This is a genomic window from Pseudomonas sp. ICMP22404 (assembly GCF_006227205.1).
Classification (GTDB): Bacteria; Pseudomonadota; Gammaproteobacteria; order Pseudomonadales; family Pseudomonadaceae; genus Aquipseudomonas.
Window position 1 is genome coordinate 348821 of sequence record NZ_VCNG01000003.1, and the last position, 19884, is coordinate 368704.

The 19884-nt window shown below is 63.5% G+C and carries 17 protein-coding genes; 8 read left to right on the forward strand and 9 right to left on the reverse strand.

Going from position 1 to position 19884, the window contains the following annotated elements:
- Nucleotides 1-206: 206 nt before the first annotated feature.
- The 5 genes from FGE05_RS07465 to pedF form a co-directional block, all read right to left on the reverse strand.
- Nucleotides 207-1982 (reverse strand): PQQ-dependent methanol/ethanol family dehydrogenase, encoded by a 1776-nt coding sequence (locus tag FGE05_RS07465; RefSeq protein ID WP_139643231.1) that lies wholly within the window; start codon nucleotides 1980-1982, stop codon nucleotides 207-209.
- Nucleotides 1983-2205: 223 nt separating this feature from the next.
- Complete coding sequence (locus FGE05_RS07470) at nucleotides 2206-3159, reverse strand: quinoprotein relay system zinc metallohydrolase 1 (RefSeq protein ID WP_139643234.1); 954 nt, start codon at nucleotides 3157-3159, stop codon at nucleotides 2206-2208.
- 16 nt (nucleotides 3160-3175) lie between these two features.
- Nucleotides 3176-3934 (reverse strand): quinoprotein dehydrogenase-associated SoxYZ-like carrier, encoded by a 759-nt coding sequence (locus FGE05_RS07475; RefSeq protein ID WP_139643236.1) that lies wholly within the window; start codon nucleotides 3932-3934, stop codon nucleotides 3176-3178.
- 10 nt (nucleotides 3935-3944) lie between these two features.
- A complete protein-coding gene (locus FGE05_RS07480) occupies nucleotides 3945-4820 on the reverse strand; it encodes an ABC transporter substrate-binding protein (protein WP_139643239.1) in 876 nt (291 codons plus the stop codon).
- 5 nt (nucleotides 4821-4825) lie between these two features.
- Nucleotides 4826-5287 carry a cytochrome c-550 PedF gene (pedF, locus tag FGE05_RS07485; protein ID WP_139643242.1) on the reverse strand — a complete coding sequence of 154 codons (462 nt, stop codon included), beginning with the start codon at nucleotides 5285-5287 and terminating at the stop codon, nucleotides 4826-4828.
- 253 nt (nucleotides 5288-5540) lie between these two features.
- Here pedF and exaA point away from each other — a divergent pair, with 253 nt between their 5' ends.
- Nucleotides 5541-7406, forward strand: a complete 1866-nt coding sequence (gene exaA / locus FGE05_RS07490) for a quinoprotein ethanol dehydrogenase (RefSeq protein WP_139643245.1) — start codon at nucleotides 5541-5543, stop codon at nucleotides 7404-7406.
- A 141-nt stretch (nucleotides 7407-7547) separates the two neighbouring features.
- Nucleotides 7548-8189, forward strand: coding sequence for a pentapeptide repeat-containing protein (locus tag FGE05_RS07495; RefSeq protein ID WP_139643248.1), 642 nt, complete (start codon nucleotides 7548-7550; stop codon nucleotides 8187-8189).
- Between the two features lie 16 nt (nucleotides 8190-8205).
- Here the strand turns inward: FGE05_RS07495 and FGE05_RS07500 are convergent, their stop codons facing one another.
- Both FGE05_RS07500 and FGE05_RS07505 read right to left on the reverse strand, forming a co-directional pair.
- Nucleotides 8206-8844: a response regulator transcription factor gene (locus FGE05_RS07500; RefSeq protein ID WP_139643252.1), complete on the reverse strand. Its 639-nt coding sequence runs from the start codon at nucleotides 8842-8844 to the stop codon at nucleotides 8206-8208.
- Complete coding sequence (locus FGE05_RS07505; protein WP_139643255.1) at nucleotides 8841-10100, reverse strand: ATP-binding protein; 1260 nt, start codon at nucleotides 10098-10100, stop codon at nucleotides 8841-8843. The genes FGE05_RS07500 and FGE05_RS07505 overlap by 4 nt, the downstream gene beginning before the upstream one ends.
- Nucleotides 10101-10474: 374 nt before the next feature.
- Here FGE05_RS07505 and FGE05_RS07515 point away from each other — a divergent pair, with 374 nt between their 5' ends.
- The 6 genes from FGE05_RS07515 (at nucleotide 10475) to FGE05_RS07540 (ending at nucleotide 15694) form a co-directional block, all read left to right on the forward strand.
- Nucleotides 10475-11641, forward strand: coding sequence for an ABC transporter substrate-binding protein (locus FGE05_RS07515; RefSeq protein ID WP_139643261.1), 1167 nt, complete (start codon nucleotides 10475-10477; stop codon nucleotides 11639-11641).
- Between the two features lie 27 nt (nucleotides 11642-11668).
- A complete protein-coding gene (locus tag FGE05_RS07520) occupies nucleotides 11669-12658 on the forward strand; it encodes a YVTN family beta-propeller repeat protein (protein WP_139643264.1) in 990 nt (329 codons plus the stop codon).
- Entirely contained in the window at nucleotides 12655-13386 is a 732-nt protein-coding gene (locus tag FGE05_RS07525) for an ABC transporter ATP-binding protein (protein ID WP_139643268.1), read from the forward strand. The genes FGE05_RS07520 and FGE05_RS07525 overlap by 4 nt, the downstream gene beginning before the upstream one ends.
- Complete coding sequence (locus FGE05_RS07530; protein WP_139643272.1) at nucleotides 13383-14174, forward strand: ABC transporter permease; 792 nt, start codon at nucleotides 13383-13385, stop codon at nucleotides 14172-14174. The genes FGE05_RS07525 and FGE05_RS07530 overlap by 4 nt, the downstream gene beginning before the upstream one ends.
- A gap of 266 nt (nucleotides 14175-14440) precedes the next feature.
- Nucleotides 14441-14974, forward strand: coding sequence for a PQQ-dependent catabolism-associated CXXCW motif protein (locus FGE05_RS07535; RefSeq protein WP_139643276.1), 534 nt, complete (start codon nucleotides 14441-14443; stop codon nucleotides 14972-14974).
- A 54-nt stretch (nucleotides 14975-15028) separates the two neighbouring features.
- Entirely contained in the window at nucleotides 15029-15694 is a 666-nt protein-coding gene (locus FGE05_RS07540; RefSeq protein WP_041021386.1) for a response regulator transcription factor, read from the forward strand.
- A 141-nt stretch (nucleotides 15695-15835) separates the two neighbouring features.
- Here the strand turns inward: FGE05_RS07540 and nahK are convergent, their stop codons facing one another.
- Together nahK and nosP are read right to left on the reverse strand one after the other, a co-directional pair.
- Nucleotides 15836-18478: a hybrid sensor histidine kinase/response regulator NahK/ErcS' gene (gene nahK, locus FGE05_RS07545; protein WP_139643280.1), complete on the reverse strand. Its 2643-nt coding sequence runs from the start codon at nucleotides 18476-18478 to the stop codon at nucleotides 15836-15838.
- Entirely contained in the window at nucleotides 18408-19571 is a 1164-nt protein-coding gene (gene nosP / locus FGE05_RS07550) for a nitric oxide-sensing protein NosP (protein ID WP_139643283.1), read from the reverse strand. The genes nahK and nosP overlap by 71 nt, the downstream gene beginning before the upstream one ends.
- Between the last annotated feature and the right edge of the window lie 313 nt (nucleotides 19572-19884).

The following is a 19884-nucleotide window of genomic DNA, read 5'->3' on the forward strand; positions in this document are numbered from 1 at the left end:
CGGCCAGACGAATGCGTCGTTGGCAGGAGGGGCTCTCGTTATTTGGTCGTAGGTTTTCCGCAATTTCTGAATGGGTCTGGCTTTTGTGGGAGCGAGCCTGCTCGCGATGGCGGCGGATCAATCAACCTGGATGTTGAATGTCATGGCCCCATCGCGAGCAGGCTCGCTCCCACAGGTTGCGCATCTACAGTGGATGTAAGATCAGCTCAACGCTTGGCCACCAGATCCTTCGGCAACTTGAAGGTCCAGAGCATCCCACCCTGGTTGAAGTCCTTCACCCGCTTGGCCACTTCGCCGCCCCACAGCGGCACCGCGCCGCCCCAGCCGGACACCACGGAGACGTACTGCTCGCCATCCATTTCCCAGGTAATCGGCGAGCCGAGCACGCCGGAACCGGTCTGGAATTCCCAGACCTTTTCCCCGGTCTTGGCGTTGAAGGCCTGGAGGAAGCCTTCAGGCGTACCGGTGAATACCAGGTTGCCCTTGGTGGTCAGCACCCCGCCCCACAGCGGCGCGTAGTTCTTGTGGCGCCAGACTTCCTTGCCAGTCTTCGGATCGATGGCCCGCAGCACGCCGATGTAGTCCTCGTTCAGCGGCTTGATGGTGAACCCGGCCCCGAGGAACGCCGCGCCTTTCTTGTAGGCGATGCCTTCGTTCCAGATGTCCATGCCCCACTCGTTGGACGGTACGTAGAACAGCCCGGTGTCCTGGTTGTAGGCCATGGGCATCCAGTTTTTCGCACCGAGGAACGCCGGGGCGACGAACACCGAACTGCCCTTGGCTTCAGTGCCCGGCGCGCCCGGACGGCTGGCCTCGTTGTAGATCGGCCGACCGTCCTTGTCCAGGCCACTGGCCCAGGTGATCTTGTCGACGAACGGGAAGCCACGGATGAACTTGCCGTTGGTGCGATCAAGCACATAGAAGAAGCCGTTACGGTCGGCGGTGGCGGCAGCCTTGATGTCCTTGCCGCCTTCCTTGTAGTTGAAGGAGATCAGCTCGTTGACGCCGTCATAGTCCCAACCGTCGTGGGGCGTGCTCTGGAAGTGCCACTTGATGCTGCCGTCGTCCGGATTCAGGGCCAGGCGCGACGAGGAATAGAGGTTGTCGCCAGGACGCAGGTGGGAGTTCCATGGGGCCGGGTTGCCGGTGCCGAACAGCAGCAGGTTGGTTTCCGGATCGTAGTAGCCGCCGAGCCAGGGCGCAGCGCCGCCGGTTTTCCAGAGGTCTCCCGGCCAGGTCTTACCGGCCTCGCCGCCGGAAATGCCATTCTCGACCGCCTTCCCGTCCTTGTAGACGTAGCCCATGTGCCCTTCTACGGTCGGCCGAGTCCACAGCAGCTCACCGTTTTTCGGGTCGAAGGCACTGATCTGGCCCACCACGCCAAACTCGCCGCCCGCCACGCCAGTGATCAGCTTGCCGTTGACGACGATAGGGGCAGCGCTGATGGAGTAGCCTTCCTTGTGGTCGGCGACTTTCTTGCTCCACACCACCTTGCCGGTGTCCTTGTTCAAGGCGACCAGCTTGGCATCGAGGGTGCCGAAGAACACCAGGTCGCCGTACAACGCCACGCCACGGTTGATCACGTCGCAGCAGGGACGGATGTCATCGGGCAGGCGCGCATCGTACTGCCAGAGCTTCTTGCCGGTACGGGCGTCCACCGCGAACACCCGCGAATAGGATCCGGTGAGGTACATCACCCCATCCTTGATCATCGGCTGGGCCTGCTGGCCGCGCTGTTTTTCACCGCCGAAGGAGAACGCCCAGACTGGCCGCAGGTCCTTGACGTTGTTGACGTTGAGGGTATCGAGTGGGCTGTAGCGCTGGCCCTGGACGCCCAGGCCATTGGTGACGATCTGTTGCGGGTTCTTCGGGTCCTGGAGAATTTCCTGATCGGTCACGGCGGCCAGGGCCGAACCCGACAGCAGCATGGCACTGAGCAGCAGGCTCACGGCGAAGGGTTGGCGACGTGCGGGATGAGTCATGACGGCTACCTCTGCGGTTATTGTTATACCCGGGAAATTTTCCCGGTCTGCCACAGATTCTTGGGCTCGGGGCCGCTGCCAACAATTGCACGCTGTGTTGAGTTTTCTAGTTCCTTGGTACATGTAAGAGACACACACAATCCCTTGTGGCGAGGGAGTTTGCTGTGGGAGCAAAGCTTGCTCGCGATGAAAACGCCTCGGTTTCAAATAGACCGCGGTGTCTTCATCGCGGGCAAGCCTTGCTCCCACAGAGAGGGACTTCCACCCGCTTCATCCCCACCCGCTCATACCGCGGATAAAGATGACTGACACTGCGAATCAGCTCATAGCGGCTCAGACTGATCCCGGCAAAGCGCTCGGGAATGGGGCTGCGGATCATCTCGGCCATGTCGTCGCCCCGGGTGGCGCCGTCGCGCATCAATTGATCGAGCCAGCCCAGGTAGTCGCGCATCTGCGCAAAGGGCCCGGCATCGCTCGCCACCGGCCCATGGCCGGGAACGATCAGCATCCAGGGCAAGGCCTGCAAGGTGTCCAGGTCCTTGAGCCACACCTCCAGTCCCGGGCTGTTTGGCGTGGTCAGGGCCCGCTCGTAGAACACCAGATCGCCGGCGAACAGCACGCCGGTGGTTTCGTCCAGGATCGCCAGGTCAGCCCCGGTGTGCCCAGCCAGTTGCAGTAGCCGCAGCGAATGATTGCCCACCTTCAGCGTACCGGGAGCCAACACCTGGGTCGGCAGCACCACCTCGGTGCCACGCATCCAGTCGCCCACCAACCGGTACATGTTTTCCGCCATGGCGTCGCCTTGCTGGCGGAGCAGGTCCGTGGTGCCTGCCAGCGCGCCGATAGGTACGTCGCTGAAGGCCTGGTTGCCCAACACATGATCCGGATGATGATGGGTCAGCAGCACCTGGACCACCGGTTTGTCCGTGGTCGCCGCGATGGCCTGGCGCAAGGCTTCCCCGTAGCGCTTCGACGGCCCGGTGTCGATCACCACCACACCGGCGTCGGTGACGATGAAACCGGTGTTGACGATGTTGCCACCGTTGTCCTTGGCGAAATTCTCGGTGCTGCCTTCCAGCAGCCACGTGTCCTCGGCGATCTGCCGGGGCTTGAGCGAATAGTCCGCCGCGCTGGCCCACACCGGCAGGCACAAACAGAGCAATAACATCCAGCGCATGGCGCGCTCCTTGGGGTCAGGGGATCGCCGCCTCGAATTGATTGCCGCTGTTGTCGCGCAACATCAAGCGGGTCTGCCCGGGGCCTTGTACGTCGAAGCCCAGGTTGGGGTTTTCGCTGACTGCCGGGAACAGCTCCAGGCGCGCCAGCACCCGGTTGTCGGCGTCGAGCAATTGAGCCTGATTAAGGAAGAACTCAGGAATGCCGCTGACCAGGCCGTTGTCCATCGGATGAGCCACTTGCACGCGCAGGCGACTGGTGTCGCCCCGGGGATAACGGGCACCGAGCACTTCGCCCAGGTGTTCCTCCCACCCCGGCTGGGTGCGCACCACACTGGGCGCGGTACAGCCACCGCCGGCCGCGTCGATCAGGGTCGAACCAACGTGCCACAGGCCGTCGCGGGTCTGTACGGCGGCGCGCAATGGGGTGGCTTGCTCGATGCGGATGCGGATCGACAACCAGGGCAGGACTCGCTCCCCCGGCTGGAAATCGACGATCCTGGGCAACGGATTGAGTTCTGCCCAGGCCAGCATCCGGACCACATCACCGGTAAAAGCGCGGGCATCGATTTCCAGCGGCACCTGGCGGGCATCTTCGGCAAAGGGAGGCGCCAACAGCCGGACCCGCTCGTCGAACACGAACGGTGCGTCGCCCAGCAGTTGCTTGTGATAGAACGCCCACATCACCGACGGAACCGGGTCCTTTCCAGGCTCGACCGCTGCCAGCGTCATCATTGGCAAGCCGAATCCCAGCAGGCAACACGCGAGCCATTTCATCCCTGCGCTCCTATTGATACATCTCCGGCACGTCGTAACGCAGGCCGTAATGGGCATAGACGGCCTTGAGGCTGCCGTCGCGGATGAGGCCTTCCAGCGCTTCCTCCACTGCATAGGCCAGTTGCCGGTTGCTTTCATGCACCGCCATGCCGATTTCCCAGCGCTGCTTGCCCATGTTCGGGTAGGCGTTTTCCGCCAAGGCCAGTTGCGCATCGGCGGCCTCGTGGACCTGCCAGTCGACCTCGCCGCGCATGGCCATGACAGCGTCGACCTCACCCGCCTGCATGGCCTTGAACGCCTGGCCGACGCTGGGGTAGTGATGGGTCCTGGCACTGAGCATGCCGTTGAACACCGACGTCAGGTAGAACGACGGCACGCTGTCGACTTCGACCCCGATGGGATGCTGCTGGAACACCGCGACGCTGCCCACCGAATCCAATCGACGGCGGTCATAAGCCACTTGCCAACACTCCTGCTGGTAAGGCCCGAACATCACCACCTGGGCATTTTCCAGCTCACCGATGTCGTTGCGTCTTTGCACGTAGTCGTGATCGTAGGGCACGCGCATCATCATGTCGGCCAGTTGACGGCCGTGCAGCGGACTGCTGCGCCAGATGTAATCGCGCAGGTCGTCGTCAAGCTTCTCGCCGGGGGGCGCCCAGATCAGCTTCAGCCGCACACCCAGCGCCTTTGCCAGGGCCTGGGCCAGTTCCACATCGACGCCCCTGGGTTGGCCGTCGGCTTCGAAGCTGTACGGTGCGAAGTCCTTGTAGACCGCCACCTTCAACTCACCGGCGGCAATCATCTGGTCGTAGCTGCGCACTTGCGCCTGCACGGCCTGGCTACACAGCAGCACGCTGCAGATTATCCACGCGAACAGGCGCATGGCGATCACTCCTCGACGTGCACGCTGTCAAGGTAGGTGCGCACCGCCCAGAGCGCTTCCTGGCTCAGGTAATCGGCCATTTTCGGCATGTAGACCCGACCGTCGCGCACCGCGCCATGGCGCACCCGTTCGACGAACCATTCGTCACCGGCTTCGGCGGCGTCCAGCATGCGCAGGTCGGGCGCGATCCCGCCGGACTTGGCTTCCAGGCCGTGGCAGGCCGCACAGTTCTGGTTGTACGCCGACGAGCCGATCTCCAACGCCCGGTCATGCTCGGGCGAGGTGCGGTAGGGGTTCACGGAAGCCCAGCCGTCGCCGTCCAACGCGACGCCGGTATCCTTGATCGGGGTCAGGCCCTTGGTCTCCACTGCCTGGGGCACTACGTTGCCATGGGCCCATACGGAGCCTGCGCCGGCCAGCCCCATCAGCAAAGCGGTAGCGATGATGGCGTTGCGTTTTGTTGTCATTGTTATGCCCTCTGGATTGCACGCTGACCTCTCTACAGAGGCCGTGCCGTCATCTTAGGAATCGAGCCGCTCCAGCCGAATGCTGCTTTGGTGGCCGGGTCCTAGTTCCTTGGTAGCAGGCCGTCCGACGCAAGTCGCAAAGACAGGCGGCTCGGGAAGTCTTCCCGGCAAAGGCGGGACTTTTTCCGTATCGGCAGGCCCCCGGCGCGACCCAACCTAGTCATGCCTAAACCTTTCACTGGGAACTGCCACCATGAGAATAAAAACGCTACCCGCCCTCTCCTCCCTGACGGTCGCCTTGCTGCTGGCCGGCAGTCTGTCGCTGAGCCCCTTGGCCAGCGCCGCAACGCCGGGAGTCAGTTGGGAAGACATTGCCAACGATCACCTGACCACCAAGGACGTGCTGCAATACGGCATGGGCACCAACGCCCAGCGCTGGAGCCCGCTGGCCCAGGTCAACGACAAGAACGTGTTCAAGCTGACCCCGGCCTGGTCCTACTCATTCGGCGACGAGAAACAGCGCGGCCAGGAATCCCAGGCCATCGTCAGCGACGGCGTGGTCTACGTCACCGGTTCGTATTCACGGGTATTCGCCCTCGATGCCAAGACCGGCAAGCGCCTGTGGACCTATAACCACCGGCTGCCGGACAACATTCGCCCGTGCTGCGACGTGGTCAATCGCGGCGCGGCCATCTATGGCGACAAGATCTACTTCGGCACCCTGGATGCACGCGTGGTCGCCCTCGACAAAAACACCGGCAAGGTCGTATGGAACAAGAAGTTCGGCGATCACGCCGGCGGCTACACCATGACCGGCGCCCCGGTGCTGATCAAGGACAAGACCAGCGGCAAAGTGCTGCTGATCCATGGCAGTTCCGGCGATGAATTCGGCGTCGTCGGGCAGTTGTTCGCCCGCGATCCCGACACGGGCGAGGAAGTCTGGATGCGCCCCTTCGTCGAGGGCCACATGGGCCGCCTCAACGGCAAGGACAGCACCCCCACCGGCGATGTGAAGGCGCCCTCCTGGCCCGACGACAAGACCACCGAAACGGGCAAGGTCCAAGCCTGGAGCCACGGCGGCGGCGCGCCCTGGCAGAGCGCCAGTTTCGACCCCGAGACCAACACCATCATCGTCGGCGCGGGCAACCCCGGCCCGTGGAACACCTGGGCCCGGACTGCCAAGGATGGCAACCCCCACGACTATGACAGCCTCTACACCTCCGGCCAGGTGGGCGTCGACCCGAGCACGGGCGAAGTGAAGTGGTTCTACCAGCACACGCCCAACGATGCCTGGGATTTCTCCGGCAACAACGAGCTGGTGCTGTTCGACTACAAGGACAAGGACGGCAAGGTCATCAAGGCCACCGCCCATGCCGACCGCAACGGTTTTTTCTACGTCGTGGACCGCAACAACGGCAAGCTGCAGAACGCGTTCCCCTTCGTCGACAACATCACCTGGGCCAGCCACATCGATCTCAAGACCGGTCGCCCCGTGGAGAACCCCGGCCAGCGTCCGGCCAAGCCATTGCCCGGCGAAACCCGGGGCAAGCCCGTGGAAGTCTCGCCGCCGTTCCTGGGCGGCAAGAACTGGAACCCCATGGCGTACAGCCAGGACACCGGGCTGTTCTACGTCCCGGGCAACCAATGGAAAGAGGAATACTGGACCGAGGAGGTGAATTACAAGAAAGGTTCGGCCTACCTCGGCATGGGGTTTCGCATCAAGCGCATGTACGACGATCACGTCGGCAGCCTGCGGGCGATGAACCCCACCACGGGCAAGGTGGTCTGGGAGCACAAGGAGCCGTTGCCGTTGTGGGCCGGCGTACTGGCGACCCAGGGCAACCTGGTGTTCACCGGCACCGGTGACGGCTTCTTCAAGGCGTTCGATGCCAGGACCGGCAAAGAACTGTGGAAATTCCAGACCGGCAGCGGCATCGTCTCCCCACCCATCACCTGGGAACAGGACGGCGAGCAATACATCGGCGTGACCGTCGGTTATGGCGGTGCAGTGCCGTTGTGGGGTGGTGACATGGCGGAGCTGACCAAGCCCGTGGCACAGGGTGGCTCATTCTGGGTGTTCAAGATTCCAGGCTGGGACAAGGCCACGGCGCAGAAGTAGCGCGCCCCCCTCAAAACTCAATCCCATCCCCCTGTGGGAGCGAGCCTGCTCGCGAAGCGGTGTGTCAGTCGACATCCATGCAGGCTGATCCACCGCTTCGCGAGCAGGCTCGCTCCCACAGAGCTTACCGAGTCTACTGCCATGAATTACTTACCCCTTGCATTGCTGCTCGCCCTCAACGCCCACGCCGACGACACCGAAGCTCTCCTGACCCTCAACGGCTGCGTCATCGCCGAATCCAGCCAATGCCCCGGTGCCGATTTACGCGGTGCTCAACTGGCTAATCAGGACTTGCGCAAGATGAACCTCAGTGGCGCGGACCTGCGGGGTGCCGATTTGCGCCATGCCCGGCTGGACCTGGCCAACCTCGAACGGGCTCGCTTGCAGGGGGCCAACCTGACCCGCGCCAGCCTGCAACAAAGCAACCTGCGCCTGGCGGACTTCACCGATGCCACGCTCAAGGCGATCCAGGGCTGGGGGCTGTTCGCCCAAGGCGCACAATTCCAAGGCGCCGACCTGAGTGCCGCGTACCTGCAATTTTCCCGGCTGTCCGGCGCGCGCCTGCACGGCGCCAACCTGCAAGCCGCCGACCTGGAAATGGCCTGGCTGAGCAAGGCTGACCTCAAGGGCGCCGACCTGCGCGACGCCAACCTGCAGGAAGCCAAGCTGGGGGAAAGCAACCTGGAACAGGCCAACCTGAGCGGATCACGTCAGCACTACGGGAATTTCCAGGGGGCGAATATGGAGGGTTGTACCGGGTGTCCAACGTCTTGGGCCGAGTAACTCACAGTGCCCACGATCACCCCGCCACCCGCACCACGCCCATGTCGATCCCCAAATGCACCAGCTCGGCATGGGAACTGACCTGCAGCTTGCTCTTGAGCAGCGTCAGGTGATTGGACACGGTCTTGGCGCTGATGCACAGCTGCTCGGCGATCGTGCGTGCGGGCGTGCCCTTGGCGAGCATGACGAAAATTTCCAGCTCGCGTTGGGTCATGCATTGCAGGCGCGGGTCGGCGTCGTGCCGGGAGCTGGCACAGGCCAGTTGGGTCGCCAGGGATTGTTCGATATAGGCATGGCCGGCCAATACCCGTCGCACCGCCTCCACCAGCACCTGGGGCGCCGAATTCTTGGTCAGGTAACCCGCGGCGCCGGCGTCCAGCGCCTGGCGTACCAGCGGTAACTCATCGTGCATGCTGAAGAACAGCACGCGCAGTTGTGGCAGGCGTTGGCGCAGGCGCCGCGTGGTTTCCAGGCCACTGATGCCGGGCAGGCCGAAATCCATAATCACCAAGTGCGGCACCTGCTCCTGCACCTGGCACAGCGCCTCTTCACCCGTGGCCGCCTCGCGGACCTGCAAGTCTGGCATCAGGGCCCGCAGAAGGCTGGCGAACCCCTGCCGAACCACCGCATGGTCATCCACCAATAAAATATTCATCGCGCCTCCAGGGGGATATTCAAAGCCAGCGCCCAGCCGGCACCGGGGCGGCAGATGACACGCAGCTCGCCGCCCAGGCTGCGAGCCCGTTCGGACATCGAATGCAGGCCGACACCCGGTCGGGGCGGCTGCGTCGCCCCCTGGCCGTTATCGCGCACCAGCAGCCGCAGACGTCCGCCGCGCTGACGCAGACGAATCCGTACCCGGGTGGCGCTGGCATGACGGGCAACGTTGGTCAGCGCCTCCTGGACCAGGCGATACAGCTGGGTCTTGTCTGGCCCGGACAACAACGGCAACGCGGCGTCGATCCGCAGCTCACAGGCAATGCCATGGGTGTCCTGACACTGCCGCGCCAACAATCCGATGGCTTCGTCCAGCGGCAAGTGCTGCAACACCACCGGGTACAGGTCGTGCACCAGTGCCCGAAAACCCTGTTGCAAGTGCTCGCAGTGATCTTCGAGCTGGCTGACCGTCTGCTCCAACACCAACGGCTGGTCGGTGACCAGGCGCAGCAGGCAGGCACGGGCGCGGATGCCAGCCACGTATTGGCCCAGATCATCATGCAGGGCCTGGGCCAAGTGCGTACGTTCCTGCTCCTGGACCGCCAGCAGTGTCTGGGTGAGCCGGGTATTATCGGCCTGGGATTGGGCCAGGGCGGCAGTCATCCGGTTGAAGTGTCCCGCCAGTTGCCGCGCCTCCGGGATGCCTTCGGCGGGCAGGCGCACCCGCAGATCGCCGGCCGATACCTGGCGCAGCGCGTCGAGCAAGTCATCCAGCAACCGCATGCCCCGACGCACCGCCCAGCGGATCACCAGCAGGCTGAGCGACAAGGCCATGGCGCAGACGCCCAGCAGTTGCACCAGCGAATCAAGGATTTCTTCGATTTCATCCCGAGGATCGACGGCGATCCAGGCCCGACGACCGTCGCGCAGATCCACCACCTGAGGCGCCGGGCCATCGACCAGCACTTGCCGGCCGAGCCAGGCCTTCAGCCCGCTGTCGACGCCCGCCTGCAGGCTTTCCCCCGCCGCCAGCCAGCGCACCCGCACATGGCGCAGGCTCCCGGTCAGACGCATCTGGAGGCTGGCCGGGTCGCGCTCGGCGGTTTCGCGCAGGTATTGCACCACGGAACCGGCCGATTGCAGCTCGCGCTTTACGTCGGTCATGGCTTGATGCAGCAACAGGCCCCCACAGGCCAGCGTGACCAGGCCGAAGAAGGCCACCACCCACAGATTGATCCGCCACAGGGCCGACATGCTCAACACCCCATCACTGAATCGACACATGTCACTTGTGGGAGCGAGCCTGCTCGCGATGAGGGCGGCACATCCACCCTCTCTGTCGGCGGGACCACCGCTATCGCGAGCAGGCTCGCCCCCACAGGGGGGCGGCGGTGACTGCCGGGCAAGCGGTCGACCCCAATCAAGCTCAGGATGAGCAACAGCGGCAGAAGCAACACCTTGAAAGTCCGCACGGTCTGTCCGCTCCCTGATGAATGACGGTTGTCCGCATCCTAAAACGCCAACATTGACGACGAGTTACTACCTTGGTACTGCCCCGGCGGTACTTTCTGCATATTTCCCCCCGATCAAGGGCTTCCTATGCTGGCGCTACCTGCAATGGAGGTGTCATGCGCCGGCTCGTCAGTTTCACCTTGATCGCCCTGATGGCAGCCACCACCGCCCAGGCCGAGGACGCGATGCCGTTGCAGGTGCGCATTGGCTACTTGGGCTATCGCCCCGACCCAGGCCCGCTGCTGTCCAACGTCATTGCCGAACCTGCCGATGCCGGGCTGCGCGGCGCCGAGCTGGCGATCATCGACAGCAACAGCACCGGCCGTTTTCTCAAGCAGGAATACCGCCTGGAAAGCGCCAGCGTCGACAGTCCCGAAGCCTTGCTCCAGGCCGCTCGTACCCAGCACGACCAGGGCCTGCGGCTGTTCGTGGTCAACGCCCCGGCCGCCAGCCTGCGTCAGCTCAGCGCCGCCCTGCCCGACAGCCTGCTGTTCAATGCCGGCAGCGCTGATGACAGCCTGCGCACCACCGACTGCCTGGGCAACGTGCTGCACAGCCTGCCCGACCGGGCCATGCTCGCCGATGCCCTGGTGCAATTCAGCGTCGTGCGCAAATGGCAGAAGGCGTTGTTGATCGTCGGGCAGACGCCCGAAGACCAGGCCTATGCCAGTGCCCTGCGCCGGGCCATGAAACGCTTCGGCATGAAGACCGTCGCCGAGAAAGCCTGGCAGTTCGATAACGACCAGCGCCGCGGCGCACAGGCCGACATGCCGCTGTTCACCCAGACCGCCGAATACGACGTGGTGTTGGTGGCCGATGAGCGTGGCGACTTCGGCGAGTACCTGCCCTACCAGACCTGGTACCCGCGTCCGGTGGCCGGCACCCAGGGTCTGACGCCCACCGGCTGGCACAAGACCGTGGAAACCTACGGCGCCGCGCAACTGCAAAAGCGCTTCGAAGCCCTGGCCGGGCGCTGGATGAACGACCGCGACTTCGCCGCCTGGATCGCCGTGCGCAGCGTCGCCAGCGCAGTGAGCAAGCTGCGCCAGGCCGACCCGTTCGCCATTCGCCAGTTGGCCTTGAGTGATCAGTTGCCCCTGGACGGTTTCAAGGGACGCAAGCTCAGCTATCGCCCCTGGAACGGACAACTGCGCCAACCGATTCCCCTGGTCCAGCCGCGGGCCCTGGTCAGCACCTCGCCACAAGACGGCTTCCTGCACCCCACCAATGAAATGGACAGCCTGGGCTACGACCGGCCCGAAGTGAGCTGTCGCTACCCCTGATCGACAACAACAATAAGGAAAACCGCCATGCGCCGCCCGCTGTTCCAACCCACCCTGCTCCGTCAGGTGCTCGCCCTCGGCGCGGTGCTGCTCGCCACCGGCCCTGCCGCCGCCAGCACCGCCTGGGTCTCGAACGAGAAAGACAACAGCCTGAGCCTGATCGACATGCAGAGCCTGGAAGTGGTGGAAACGCTGCCGGTGGGCCAGCGTCCGCGGGGTTTGCTGCTGTCCCACGACAATCGCCTGCTGTACATCTGCGCCAGCGATTCGGACCGGGTCCAGGTGATGGACGTCGCCACCCGCAAGATCATCAAGGAACTGCCGTCCGGCAAGGACCCGGAGCAGTTTGCCCTGCACCCCAACGACCGCTGGCTCTACGTCTCCAACGAAGACGACGCCCTGGTGACCGTCATCGATACCCAGACCTCCGAGGTGCTGGGCCAGATCGGCGTCGGTGTCGAGCCCGAGGGCATGGCCGTCAGCCCCGACGGCAAGTGGACGGTCAATACCAGTGAAACCACCAACATGCTGCACTGGATCGACACCAGCACCCAGACCCTGGCCGACAGCACCCTGGTGGATCAGCGACCACGCTTCGTCGAGTTCAATCGCGACGGCAGCCAGCTCTGGGCCTCGGCGGAGATCGGCGGCACCGTGACGATTCTCGATGTCGCCACGCGCAAGGTACTCAAGACCCTGACCTTCCAGATCAAGGGCGTTCACCCGGACAAGGTCCAGCCGGTGGGCATCAAGCTCAGCGCCGACGGCCAGTTGGCCTTCGTCGCCCTGGGCCCGGCCAACCATGTGGCGGTGATCGACGCGAAGACCTTCGAAGTCCTGGATTACCTGCTGGTGGGCCGCCGGGTCTGGCAACTGGCATTTACCCCGGACCAGCAACAGTTGCTGGCCACCAATGGCGTCAGCGGCGATGTCTCGGTGATCGATGTGCAGAGCCGCAAGGTGCTCAAGTCAGTAAAAGTCGGGCGCTACCCCTGGGGTGTGGTGGTGACGCCATGAACGCCCTGGAGGTCAGCGATCTGAGCTTTGCCTACGGGCCTCGCGAAGCCCTCAAGCAGATGAGTTTCAGCCTCGCCGCCGGGCGCTTCGCCGCACTGCTGGGCCCCAACGGCGCCGGCAAATCGACGCTGATCGCCCTGCTCACGCGCCTCTACGATGTGCAGCATGGCGAGATCCGTGTCGGCGGCCATTCCTTGCAGCATTCGCCACGGCCGGCCCTGCAACAGTTGGGCGTGGTGTTCCAGCAAAGCACCCTGGACCTGGACTTGAGTGTCGAACAGAACCTGCGCTATCACCTCGCCTTGCACGGTTTGTCGCGGCGCGAAGGGATGGCCCGAATCGACGCCGAGCTGGCTCGGCAGCAGTTGACCGAGCGACGCCATGAACGGGTCCGAGCGCTCAACGGAGGGCATCGTCGCCGGGTGGAAATCGCCCGGGCGCTGTTGCACGAACCTCGCCTGTTGCTGCTGGACGAACCCAGCGTCGGCCTCGACCCGGCCAGCCGCCAGGCTCTGGGCCGGCACATCCGCCAACTGTGTGACGAGCAGGGCATCAGCGTGCTCTGGACCACCCACCTGCTGGATGAAGTACAACCCTGCGACGATCTGCTGATCGTGCACCAGGGCCGCCTGGTCGCCAGCGGCCGTGCCGAGGCCGTGAGCCAGGAACATGGCGGTACCTTGGGTTCGGCCTTCACCCGCTTGACCACCTCGGGAGCCCAGGCATGAACGCGTATTGGCAATGTTTCAGCGGCATCGTCATGCGCGAATGGCTGCGCTTCGTATTGCAGCGCACACGGCTACTGAGCGCGCTGGTACGCCCATTGTTGTGGCTGCTGGTGTTCGCCGCCGGTTTTCGCGCGGCACTGGGCATCGCGATCATTGCGCCCTACGACACCTACATTCCCTACGAGGTGTACATCGTGCCTGGCCTGGCCTGCATGATCCTGCTGTTCAACGGCATGCAGGGTTCGCTCTCGATGGTCTACGACCGGGAAATGGGCAGCATGCGGGTGCTGCTGACCAGTCCCCTGCCCCGGGCTTTCCTGCTCGCGAGCAAATTGCTGGCGACGTCGTTGATCTCGTTGCTGCAGGTATACGCCTTCCTCGCCATCGCCTGGCTGTATGGCGTCCAGCCGCCGGCCATGGGTTTGTTACTGGCGCTGCCGGCGCTGTTACTGGTGGCGCTGATGCTCAGTGCCCTGGGCTTGCTGTTGTCCAACGCGATCCGCCAACTGGAGAACTTCGCCGGGGTGATGAACTTCGTGATCTTCCCGATGTTCTTCCTGTCCTCGGCGCTGTATCCGCTGTGGAAGATGCTCGAAGCCAGCCCCTGGCTGTACTGGTTGTGTGCGGTGAACCCATTCACCCATGGCGTGGAACTGGTGCGTTATGCCTTGTATGGCCAGTTCAACCTGCTGGCGATGACGGTGTGCATGGGGTTGACCCTGGTGTTCGCCCTGCTGGCGGTGTGGACCTTCAACCCGCAGCATGCGGCGCTGCGCAAGGCCGGTTGATCCAAACCGATACAGATCCCGTTGAAGGAAAACATTCCCCTGTGGGAGCCGAGCTTGCTCGCGATGACGGCGGCACAGTCACCATCGCGGCAAGCTGATCCACCGCCATCGCGAGCAAGCTCGGCTCCCACAGGGTTCGCGGGTGTACAGACCATTGTGCAAAGGCCAGAAATTACGACTTTAGTACTGCTTTCCCTGTCCATGGTCGCATTCCCAAGACCGCGACCCTGTCATGTAATGGACGCATAACAATAAGGACCAATCCTATGCTCCGTTTACTGACGGTCGTCCTGCTGGCCCTGTCGTTGAATGTCGCGCTGGCCGACACGGCGCTGTTTTCCCCCCAGGGCTATCGCATCGACCGGTATCGCAGCCCCACCCCCGACGCAGTGGAAGGCGCCCGGACGGTCGATACCCCGGCGTTGCAGCAATTGCTCGAACAGACCCCCACCCCGGTGTTGATCGACGTCTACCGTCGGCCCTGGGTCCAGGGACGCTTCATCGACAACGAGCCCCACACCAATCTCCCCGGCAGTCTCTGGCTGGCCAATACCGGCGACGGCGAGCTCGACCCGACCTGGCAGGATTACTTCGCTCACCACCTGCGCCAGGCCACCGCCGGGCGTGCGGATCAACCGTTGGTCTTTTATTGCCGCTCCGATTGCTGGCTGAGCTGGAACGCGGTAAAACGCGCCGCAGCCATGGGCTATAAGCATTTGTATTGGTATCGCGACGGCGTCGATGCATGGGAGGCTGCCCACCTGCCCCTGCAAGCGGCGCAGCCTGAACCCTTTCCCTGATCTTGAACGTGCGTGCAACTGCTCCAACCCAACACAATAATGAGGTGAATGGCCATGTATAAAATCCTGATAGCCGACGATCACCCACTGTTTCGCGAAGCCATCCATAACGTCATCAGCGACGGTTTTCCGGGCAGCGAGGTCATGGAAACCGCCGACCTGGACAGCGCCCTGGCCCTGACCGCCGAGCACGACGACCTGGACCTGATCCTGCTGGACCTGAACATGCCCGGCATGCACGGCCTCAATGGCCTGATCAACCTGCGCAACGAGGCCCCGACCATTCCCGTGGTGATCGTCTCCGCCGAACAGGACAAACAGATTGTCCTGCAGGCCATTACCTACGGCGCGGTGGGGTTCATCACCAAATCCTCGCCGCGCTCGCAGATGACCGACGCCATCGAGCAGATCCTCAACGGTAACGTGTACCTGCCACCGGACATCATCCGTACCCAGAAGAACCCGGTCGGCCGGCGCCTGAACGAAACCCCGGCCTTCCCGCCCGAACTGCTCCAGGCCCTGACCCGCAAGCAACTGCTGGTGCTCGAGCGTATGACCAAGGGCGAATCGAACAAACAGATCGCCTACACCCTCGACATCGCCGAAACCACGGTCAAGGCCCACGTCTCGGCGATTCTGCGCAAACTCAATGTGCACAACCGGGTGCAGGCGATTCTCAGTGCGGGGGATATTGATTTCGGGGCGTATCTGCGGCGTTGATGTTCTGCGCCCTTGCGGGGAAAAACTTTGTGGGAGCAAGGCTTGCCCGTGATGAAGGCCGGTGTTCTTTCTGACACTCCAGCGCCTGCATCGCGAGCAAGCTTTGCTCCCACAGTTGCTTTGCCACAAAAAGTGTTCGGCTCAGGGACGGTTGGATTGGGCCAGCAAATGACTCATCGCAATCTTCAGCTTCATCGGCCGCACCGGCTTGTGCATCAGGGTGTGCCCACGCTCGCGGATCTGTTGCTTGAGTTCGTTGCTGTAGTTGGCGGTGATCAGCATCGCCGGGATCGCTGAACTGCGGCTGGCGTTGATCCGGGCCACGGCGTCGACGCCGTTCTGGTCGTTGTCCAGATGATAGTCGGCGATCAACAGGTCCACCTCGGCGTGGTCGCTGCCCACCTGACGCGCCAGGTCCTGCTCCGACAGCGCGGTGATGACCCGACAGCCCCAGCCTTCCAGCAACGTGCGCATGCCTGCACAGATCGCCGCGTCGTTATCCAGCACCCAGATCCGCGCCCCGCGCAAGCGCTCGAGCATCGGCTCGCTCATGTCCACGCACGGCACCGGCTTGGGCGCGGAGGCGCTCAACGGCACGTCGATGGCGAACATCGACCCCTTGCCCGGCCACGACCGTACATGAATCCGGTGACCGAGGATCCCGGCGATCTTCTCGACAATCGCCAGGCCCAGGCCCAACCCACGGTCCTGGTCCGGACGCTGTACATCGCCGCGCTTGAACTCCTGGAAAATTTCTTCAAGGCGCTCCTCGGCAATACCGATGCCGGAGTCCCAGACCTGGATCGACACCCGCTCACCGTGGCGTCGGCACCCCAGCACCACGCGGCCGCTGGGGGTGTAGCGAATGGCATTGCTCAGCAGGTTGCGCAGGATCCGGGCGAGTAATTGCATGTCACTGCGCACCAGCACCGAACACGGCACGAAGCGCAGCGCCAACCCCTCGCTGCGGGCGACCTGGGCGTACTCGGCGGCGAGGTTGTCGAGCAGTTCGCTGAGGGCGAACGGCGCAATGTCCGCCTTGATCACCCCGGCATCGAGCTTGGAGATGTCCACCAGGGTACCCAGCAGGTTCTCCACGTCCTGCAAGGAATTGCTGACGTTGCGCACCAGATGCGCATTCGCCACCGGCTCACGCCGTTCGAGCAAGGCGCTGGTGAACAGTCGCGCGGCGTTGAGCGGTTGCAGCAGATCGTGGCTGACTGCTGCCAGGAACTTGGTCTTCGACAGGTTGGCCTGCTCGGCCTCGCGCTTGGCTTCGCGCAGGCGCAGTTCCACGCGGCTGCGCTCATCGATCTCGCGCAGCAACTGTTCGTTGAGCGTCGTCAATTCAGCCGTGCGCTCCTGGACCCGCTGTTCCAGGTTCTGGTAGGCCTGGTGCAGCGCCTCGGCGGTGCGGCGCCGTTCGGTGATGTCCCGGATCAGCACGAAAATCCCCACCACCTCGCCATTGGCCAGGCGGTTCGGCACGTAGGAACGCAACATGTAGCGTTCCTGGTTGTTGATGTTGGTTTCGGCGAATTCGAACGTCACGCTCTCCCCGGCGAGCGCCCGGGCCACGTAGGCTTCCAGGCGCTGGTAATGCTGCTCGCTGTGGGCTTCGCGCAGGCTCTGGCCGAGCATCACGCCACGGGGCCAGCAATACCACTGTTCGTAGACCTTGTTGGTGAATTCATAGACCAGGTCGGCATTGACGTAGGCGATCAGCGCCGGCACATGGTCGGTGATCAGGCGGATCCAGCGCTCGCTTTCGCTCAACGCCTCGGCATGCTGGTAGCGCTCGGTAATGTCGGTGAAAGTGTTGACGTAGCCACCGGTGGGCAGCGGATGGGTGCGGATTTCCAGGACCCGGCCATCGGAGAGGCGCTGCTCGCGCTCATGAATCAATCGACCATTGCTGTCGCGGCTGGCCGGGGTCAACAGTTGCAGTTCGCTGTCGGCAATCACTTCGTTGAACGGCCGGTGTGCCGCCACCGGGGCCAGGCCGCTGAGTTCCAGGAAGCGCCGGTTCCACAACTCCAGCACGCCCTGGGCATTGACCATCGCCACGCCCTGGGAGAGGTTGTCCACCGCACGCTGCAACAGGTGGGATTTCTGCGCGATGGCCTGCTCGCGGCGCACGGTTTCACTGAGTTTCACGTCGGTGATGTCGGTGAACAGGATCACCCGGCCACCCTCCTGGGTCGGCCGCTCGCTGACCTGCAACCAGCGGCCGTTCTGCAGCCGGTACAGCACATGTTCATCGTCCTGGCCGCGGTTTTCTTCGCTGAACAAGCCGTTGGCGGTCATCAGGCGCTTGACCTCGCCCAGGCGCATCCCGGCCATGATACGCACCCGACTGTGGGCCCAGAACGCCTTGAAGCGGCTGTTGAACAGGACGATGCGCTGTTGTGCGTCGAACAGCACGAACGCATCGGAAATACTCTCGATGGCATCGATCAGGTGCCGATGGGCCGTTTCCGCCCGCAACCGCGCCTCACCGAGCAGATGATTGCCGGCCTTGAGCTCGGCCATGGCCTGGTTCAGCGCATCGGTGCGCTCGCGCACCTGCTCGGCCAGCACCACTGAATGCTGGAACGCCGCATACGGGTCACTGCCCCGGGTCACGCCGGATTCCACCCGCTCGATCAGCGCGGCGTTGATACGCTGCAACTTGTGGTTTTCGTGTTGCAGTCCGGCAATCTGCGCCTGCAGATCAGCGATGACCGGGGACGCGATGTCGGGCAATGGCAACTCCGGTAAAGGTCTGGTTGATGTGCATGCCATTGAACTGTTCTCCGTAGGTGTTGAAACCCATCACCCGTTGTTTGCGCAGGAACTGGCCGATCTGCTCCAGGCCGCCGCGATCTTCCAGCTCCAGGCGCCTGAGGAAGCAGTCGCAGCCGATGGTCAGCAACAGATCGCCGAGCCGCGCCTGCAAGCCGTCAAAGAGGTTTTCCAGATTGTTCAGCAAGGGGCCCGGAGTCATGGCCGTGAGGACGATGCCGTTCTCCACCGCGCAGTAAAAACTCAGGCTCATGTCCGAGTGCACCTGTTGGACGGCCCGCACGTAATACTGGTCGTTGATGCGTACCGCCAGCGGATGGGCGGCAAACACCCGGTAGTCGAGGGCGCTCACTGGCACGCCGATATGCCGGGCGTATTCCTCCGCGGCGGGTTCGGCGTTGAGTTCGTAGACCCGGCGCGAAGCGCTGTCGGCACCGGTCACCACCAGTTTTTCTTCCCGGGGCAGAATGTGGTGGGTGGTGAAGACCTCGAATTCCAGCCAGGTATTGATCAACACCACCACGGCCGCGCCGCTGTGGAACTGGCCCTCGAAGTACACATGGGTGTGGGTCAGGTAATTGTCGTCACCGGCCGAGCCACCAAAATGCGGGATGTCTCCCAGGGCAGCGCTCAGCGCCGCCAACACCATCTCTTCGCGGCTGGAGAGGCCGTCGAGCAGGGTCAGTGCGAAACTGTGACCCTTGATCGGGGCCAGAGCATTGCTGCGGCAGCCGCTCGCCAGTCGCTCGACCATCTGCTGGGCGTCGATCAGGCTGAAGTCGCCCATTTCACCGATCAGCTCGGCAGCAATGGAAAAATGCCGGTGATCGAACCCCACCGCCGTCACGCAGTTGCGGCCATAACCCTGGGCGGTGATTTCCCCTGCACTGGTGCAACCCACCAGGCGAATCCCGCCGAAGCTCTGCGACAATGCCTGGCCGAGGGCCGGCAGATCGTATTCGGCGGAACAGAAAAACAGCACGAAGCCCAGGTACGGATGCAGCAACTGCCGCGCCAGTTCCTGGGCCACTTGCTCGACATCCGTTGCCTGGGACATCGCGCTTACCACGCCTTCGCTCTGGGCCTGCTGCATCTTCGCCTCCGTGACAGGAGCCTTGAGTGTACGAAGCGGCGCCGGGCCCACGAATGCTACTTGGGTAGCGGGTGTGCGCTTCCATGGGATGAGAACGGTGGCGGCCCGGGCCGCGATGCGCACGGCTGGGGCCACCACAAAAAACGCTGACCTAAGCTGGAACACCTTTGTGGCGAGGGGATTCAGCGAAACGTCGCACCGCCCCGCTGGGTCGCGGAGCGGCCTCAGAAAACAGTTCAGTCGACACAAAGCTGGGTGACTGAAAAAGGGGCCGCTTCGCAGCCCAGCGGGGATGAATCCCCTCGCCACAAGG

Excerpts from the sequence above, each read along its gene's own strand:
- FGE05_RS07465 (WP_139643231.1), bottom strand. The coding sequence starts at position 1,982 with ATGACTCATCCCGCACGTCGCCAACCCTTCGCCGTGAGCCTGCTGCTC.
- FGE05_RS07470 (WP_139643234.1), bottom strand. The coding sequence starts at position 3,159 with ATGCGCTGGATGTTATTGCTCTGTTTGTGCCTGCCGGTGTGGGCCAGC.
- FGE05_RS07475 (WP_139643236.1), bottom strand. The coding sequence starts at position 3,934 with ATGAAATGGCTCGCGTGTTGCCTGCTGGGATTCGGCTTGCCAATGATG.
- FGE05_RS07480 (WP_139643239.1), bottom strand. The coding sequence starts at position 4,820 with ATGCGCCTGTTCGCGTGGATAATCTGCAGCGTGCTGCTGTGTAGCCAG.
- pedF (WP_139643242.1), bottom strand. The coding sequence starts at position 5,287 with ATGACAACAAAACGCAACGCCATCATCGCTACCGCTTTGCTGATGGGG.
- exaA (WP_139643245.1), top strand. The coding sequence starts at position 5,541 with ATGAGAATAAAAACGCTACCCGCCCTCTCCTCCCTGACGGTCGCCTTG.
- FGE05_RS07495 (WP_139643248.1), top strand. The coding sequence starts at position 7,548 with ATGAATTACTTACCCCTTGCATTGCTGCTCGCCCTCAACGCCCACGCC.
- FGE05_RS07500 (WP_139643252.1), bottom strand. The coding sequence starts at position 8,844 with ATGAATATTTTATTGGTGGATGACCATGCGGTGGTTCGGCAGGGGTTC.
- FGE05_RS07505 (WP_139643255.1), bottom strand. The coding sequence starts at position 10,100 with ATGTCGGCCCTGTGGCGGATCAATCTGTGGGTGGTGGCCTTCTTCGGC.
- FGE05_RS07515 (WP_139643261.1), top strand. The coding sequence starts at position 10,475 with ATGCGCCGGCTCGTCAGTTTCACCTTGATCGCCCTGATGGCAGCCACC.
- FGE05_RS07520 (WP_139643264.1), top strand. The coding sequence starts at position 11,669 with ATGCGCCGCCCGCTGTTCCAACCCACCCTGCTCCGTCAGGTGCTCGCC.
- FGE05_RS07525 (WP_139643268.1), top strand. The coding sequence starts at position 12,655 with ATGAACGCCCTGGAGGTCAGCGATCTGAGCTTTGCCTACGGGCCTCGC.
- FGE05_RS07530 (WP_139643272.1), top strand. The coding sequence starts at position 13,383 with ATGAACGCGTATTGGCAATGTTTCAGCGGCATCGTCATGCGCGAATGG.
- FGE05_RS07535 (WP_139643276.1), top strand. The coding sequence starts at position 14,441 with ATGCTCCGTTTACTGACGGTCGTCCTGCTGGCCCTGTCGTTGAATGTC.
- FGE05_RS07540 (WP_041021386.1), top strand. The coding sequence starts at position 15,029 with ATGTATAAAATCCTGATAGCCGACGATCACCCACTGTTTCGCGAAGCC.
- nahK (WP_139643280.1), bottom strand. The coding sequence starts at position 18,478 with ATGGCATGCACATCAACCAGACCTTTACCGGAGTTGCCATTGCCCGAC.
- nosP (WP_139643283.1), bottom strand. The coding sequence starts at position 19,571 with ATGCAGCAGGCCCAGAGCGAAGGCGTGGTAAGCGCGATGTCCCAGGCA.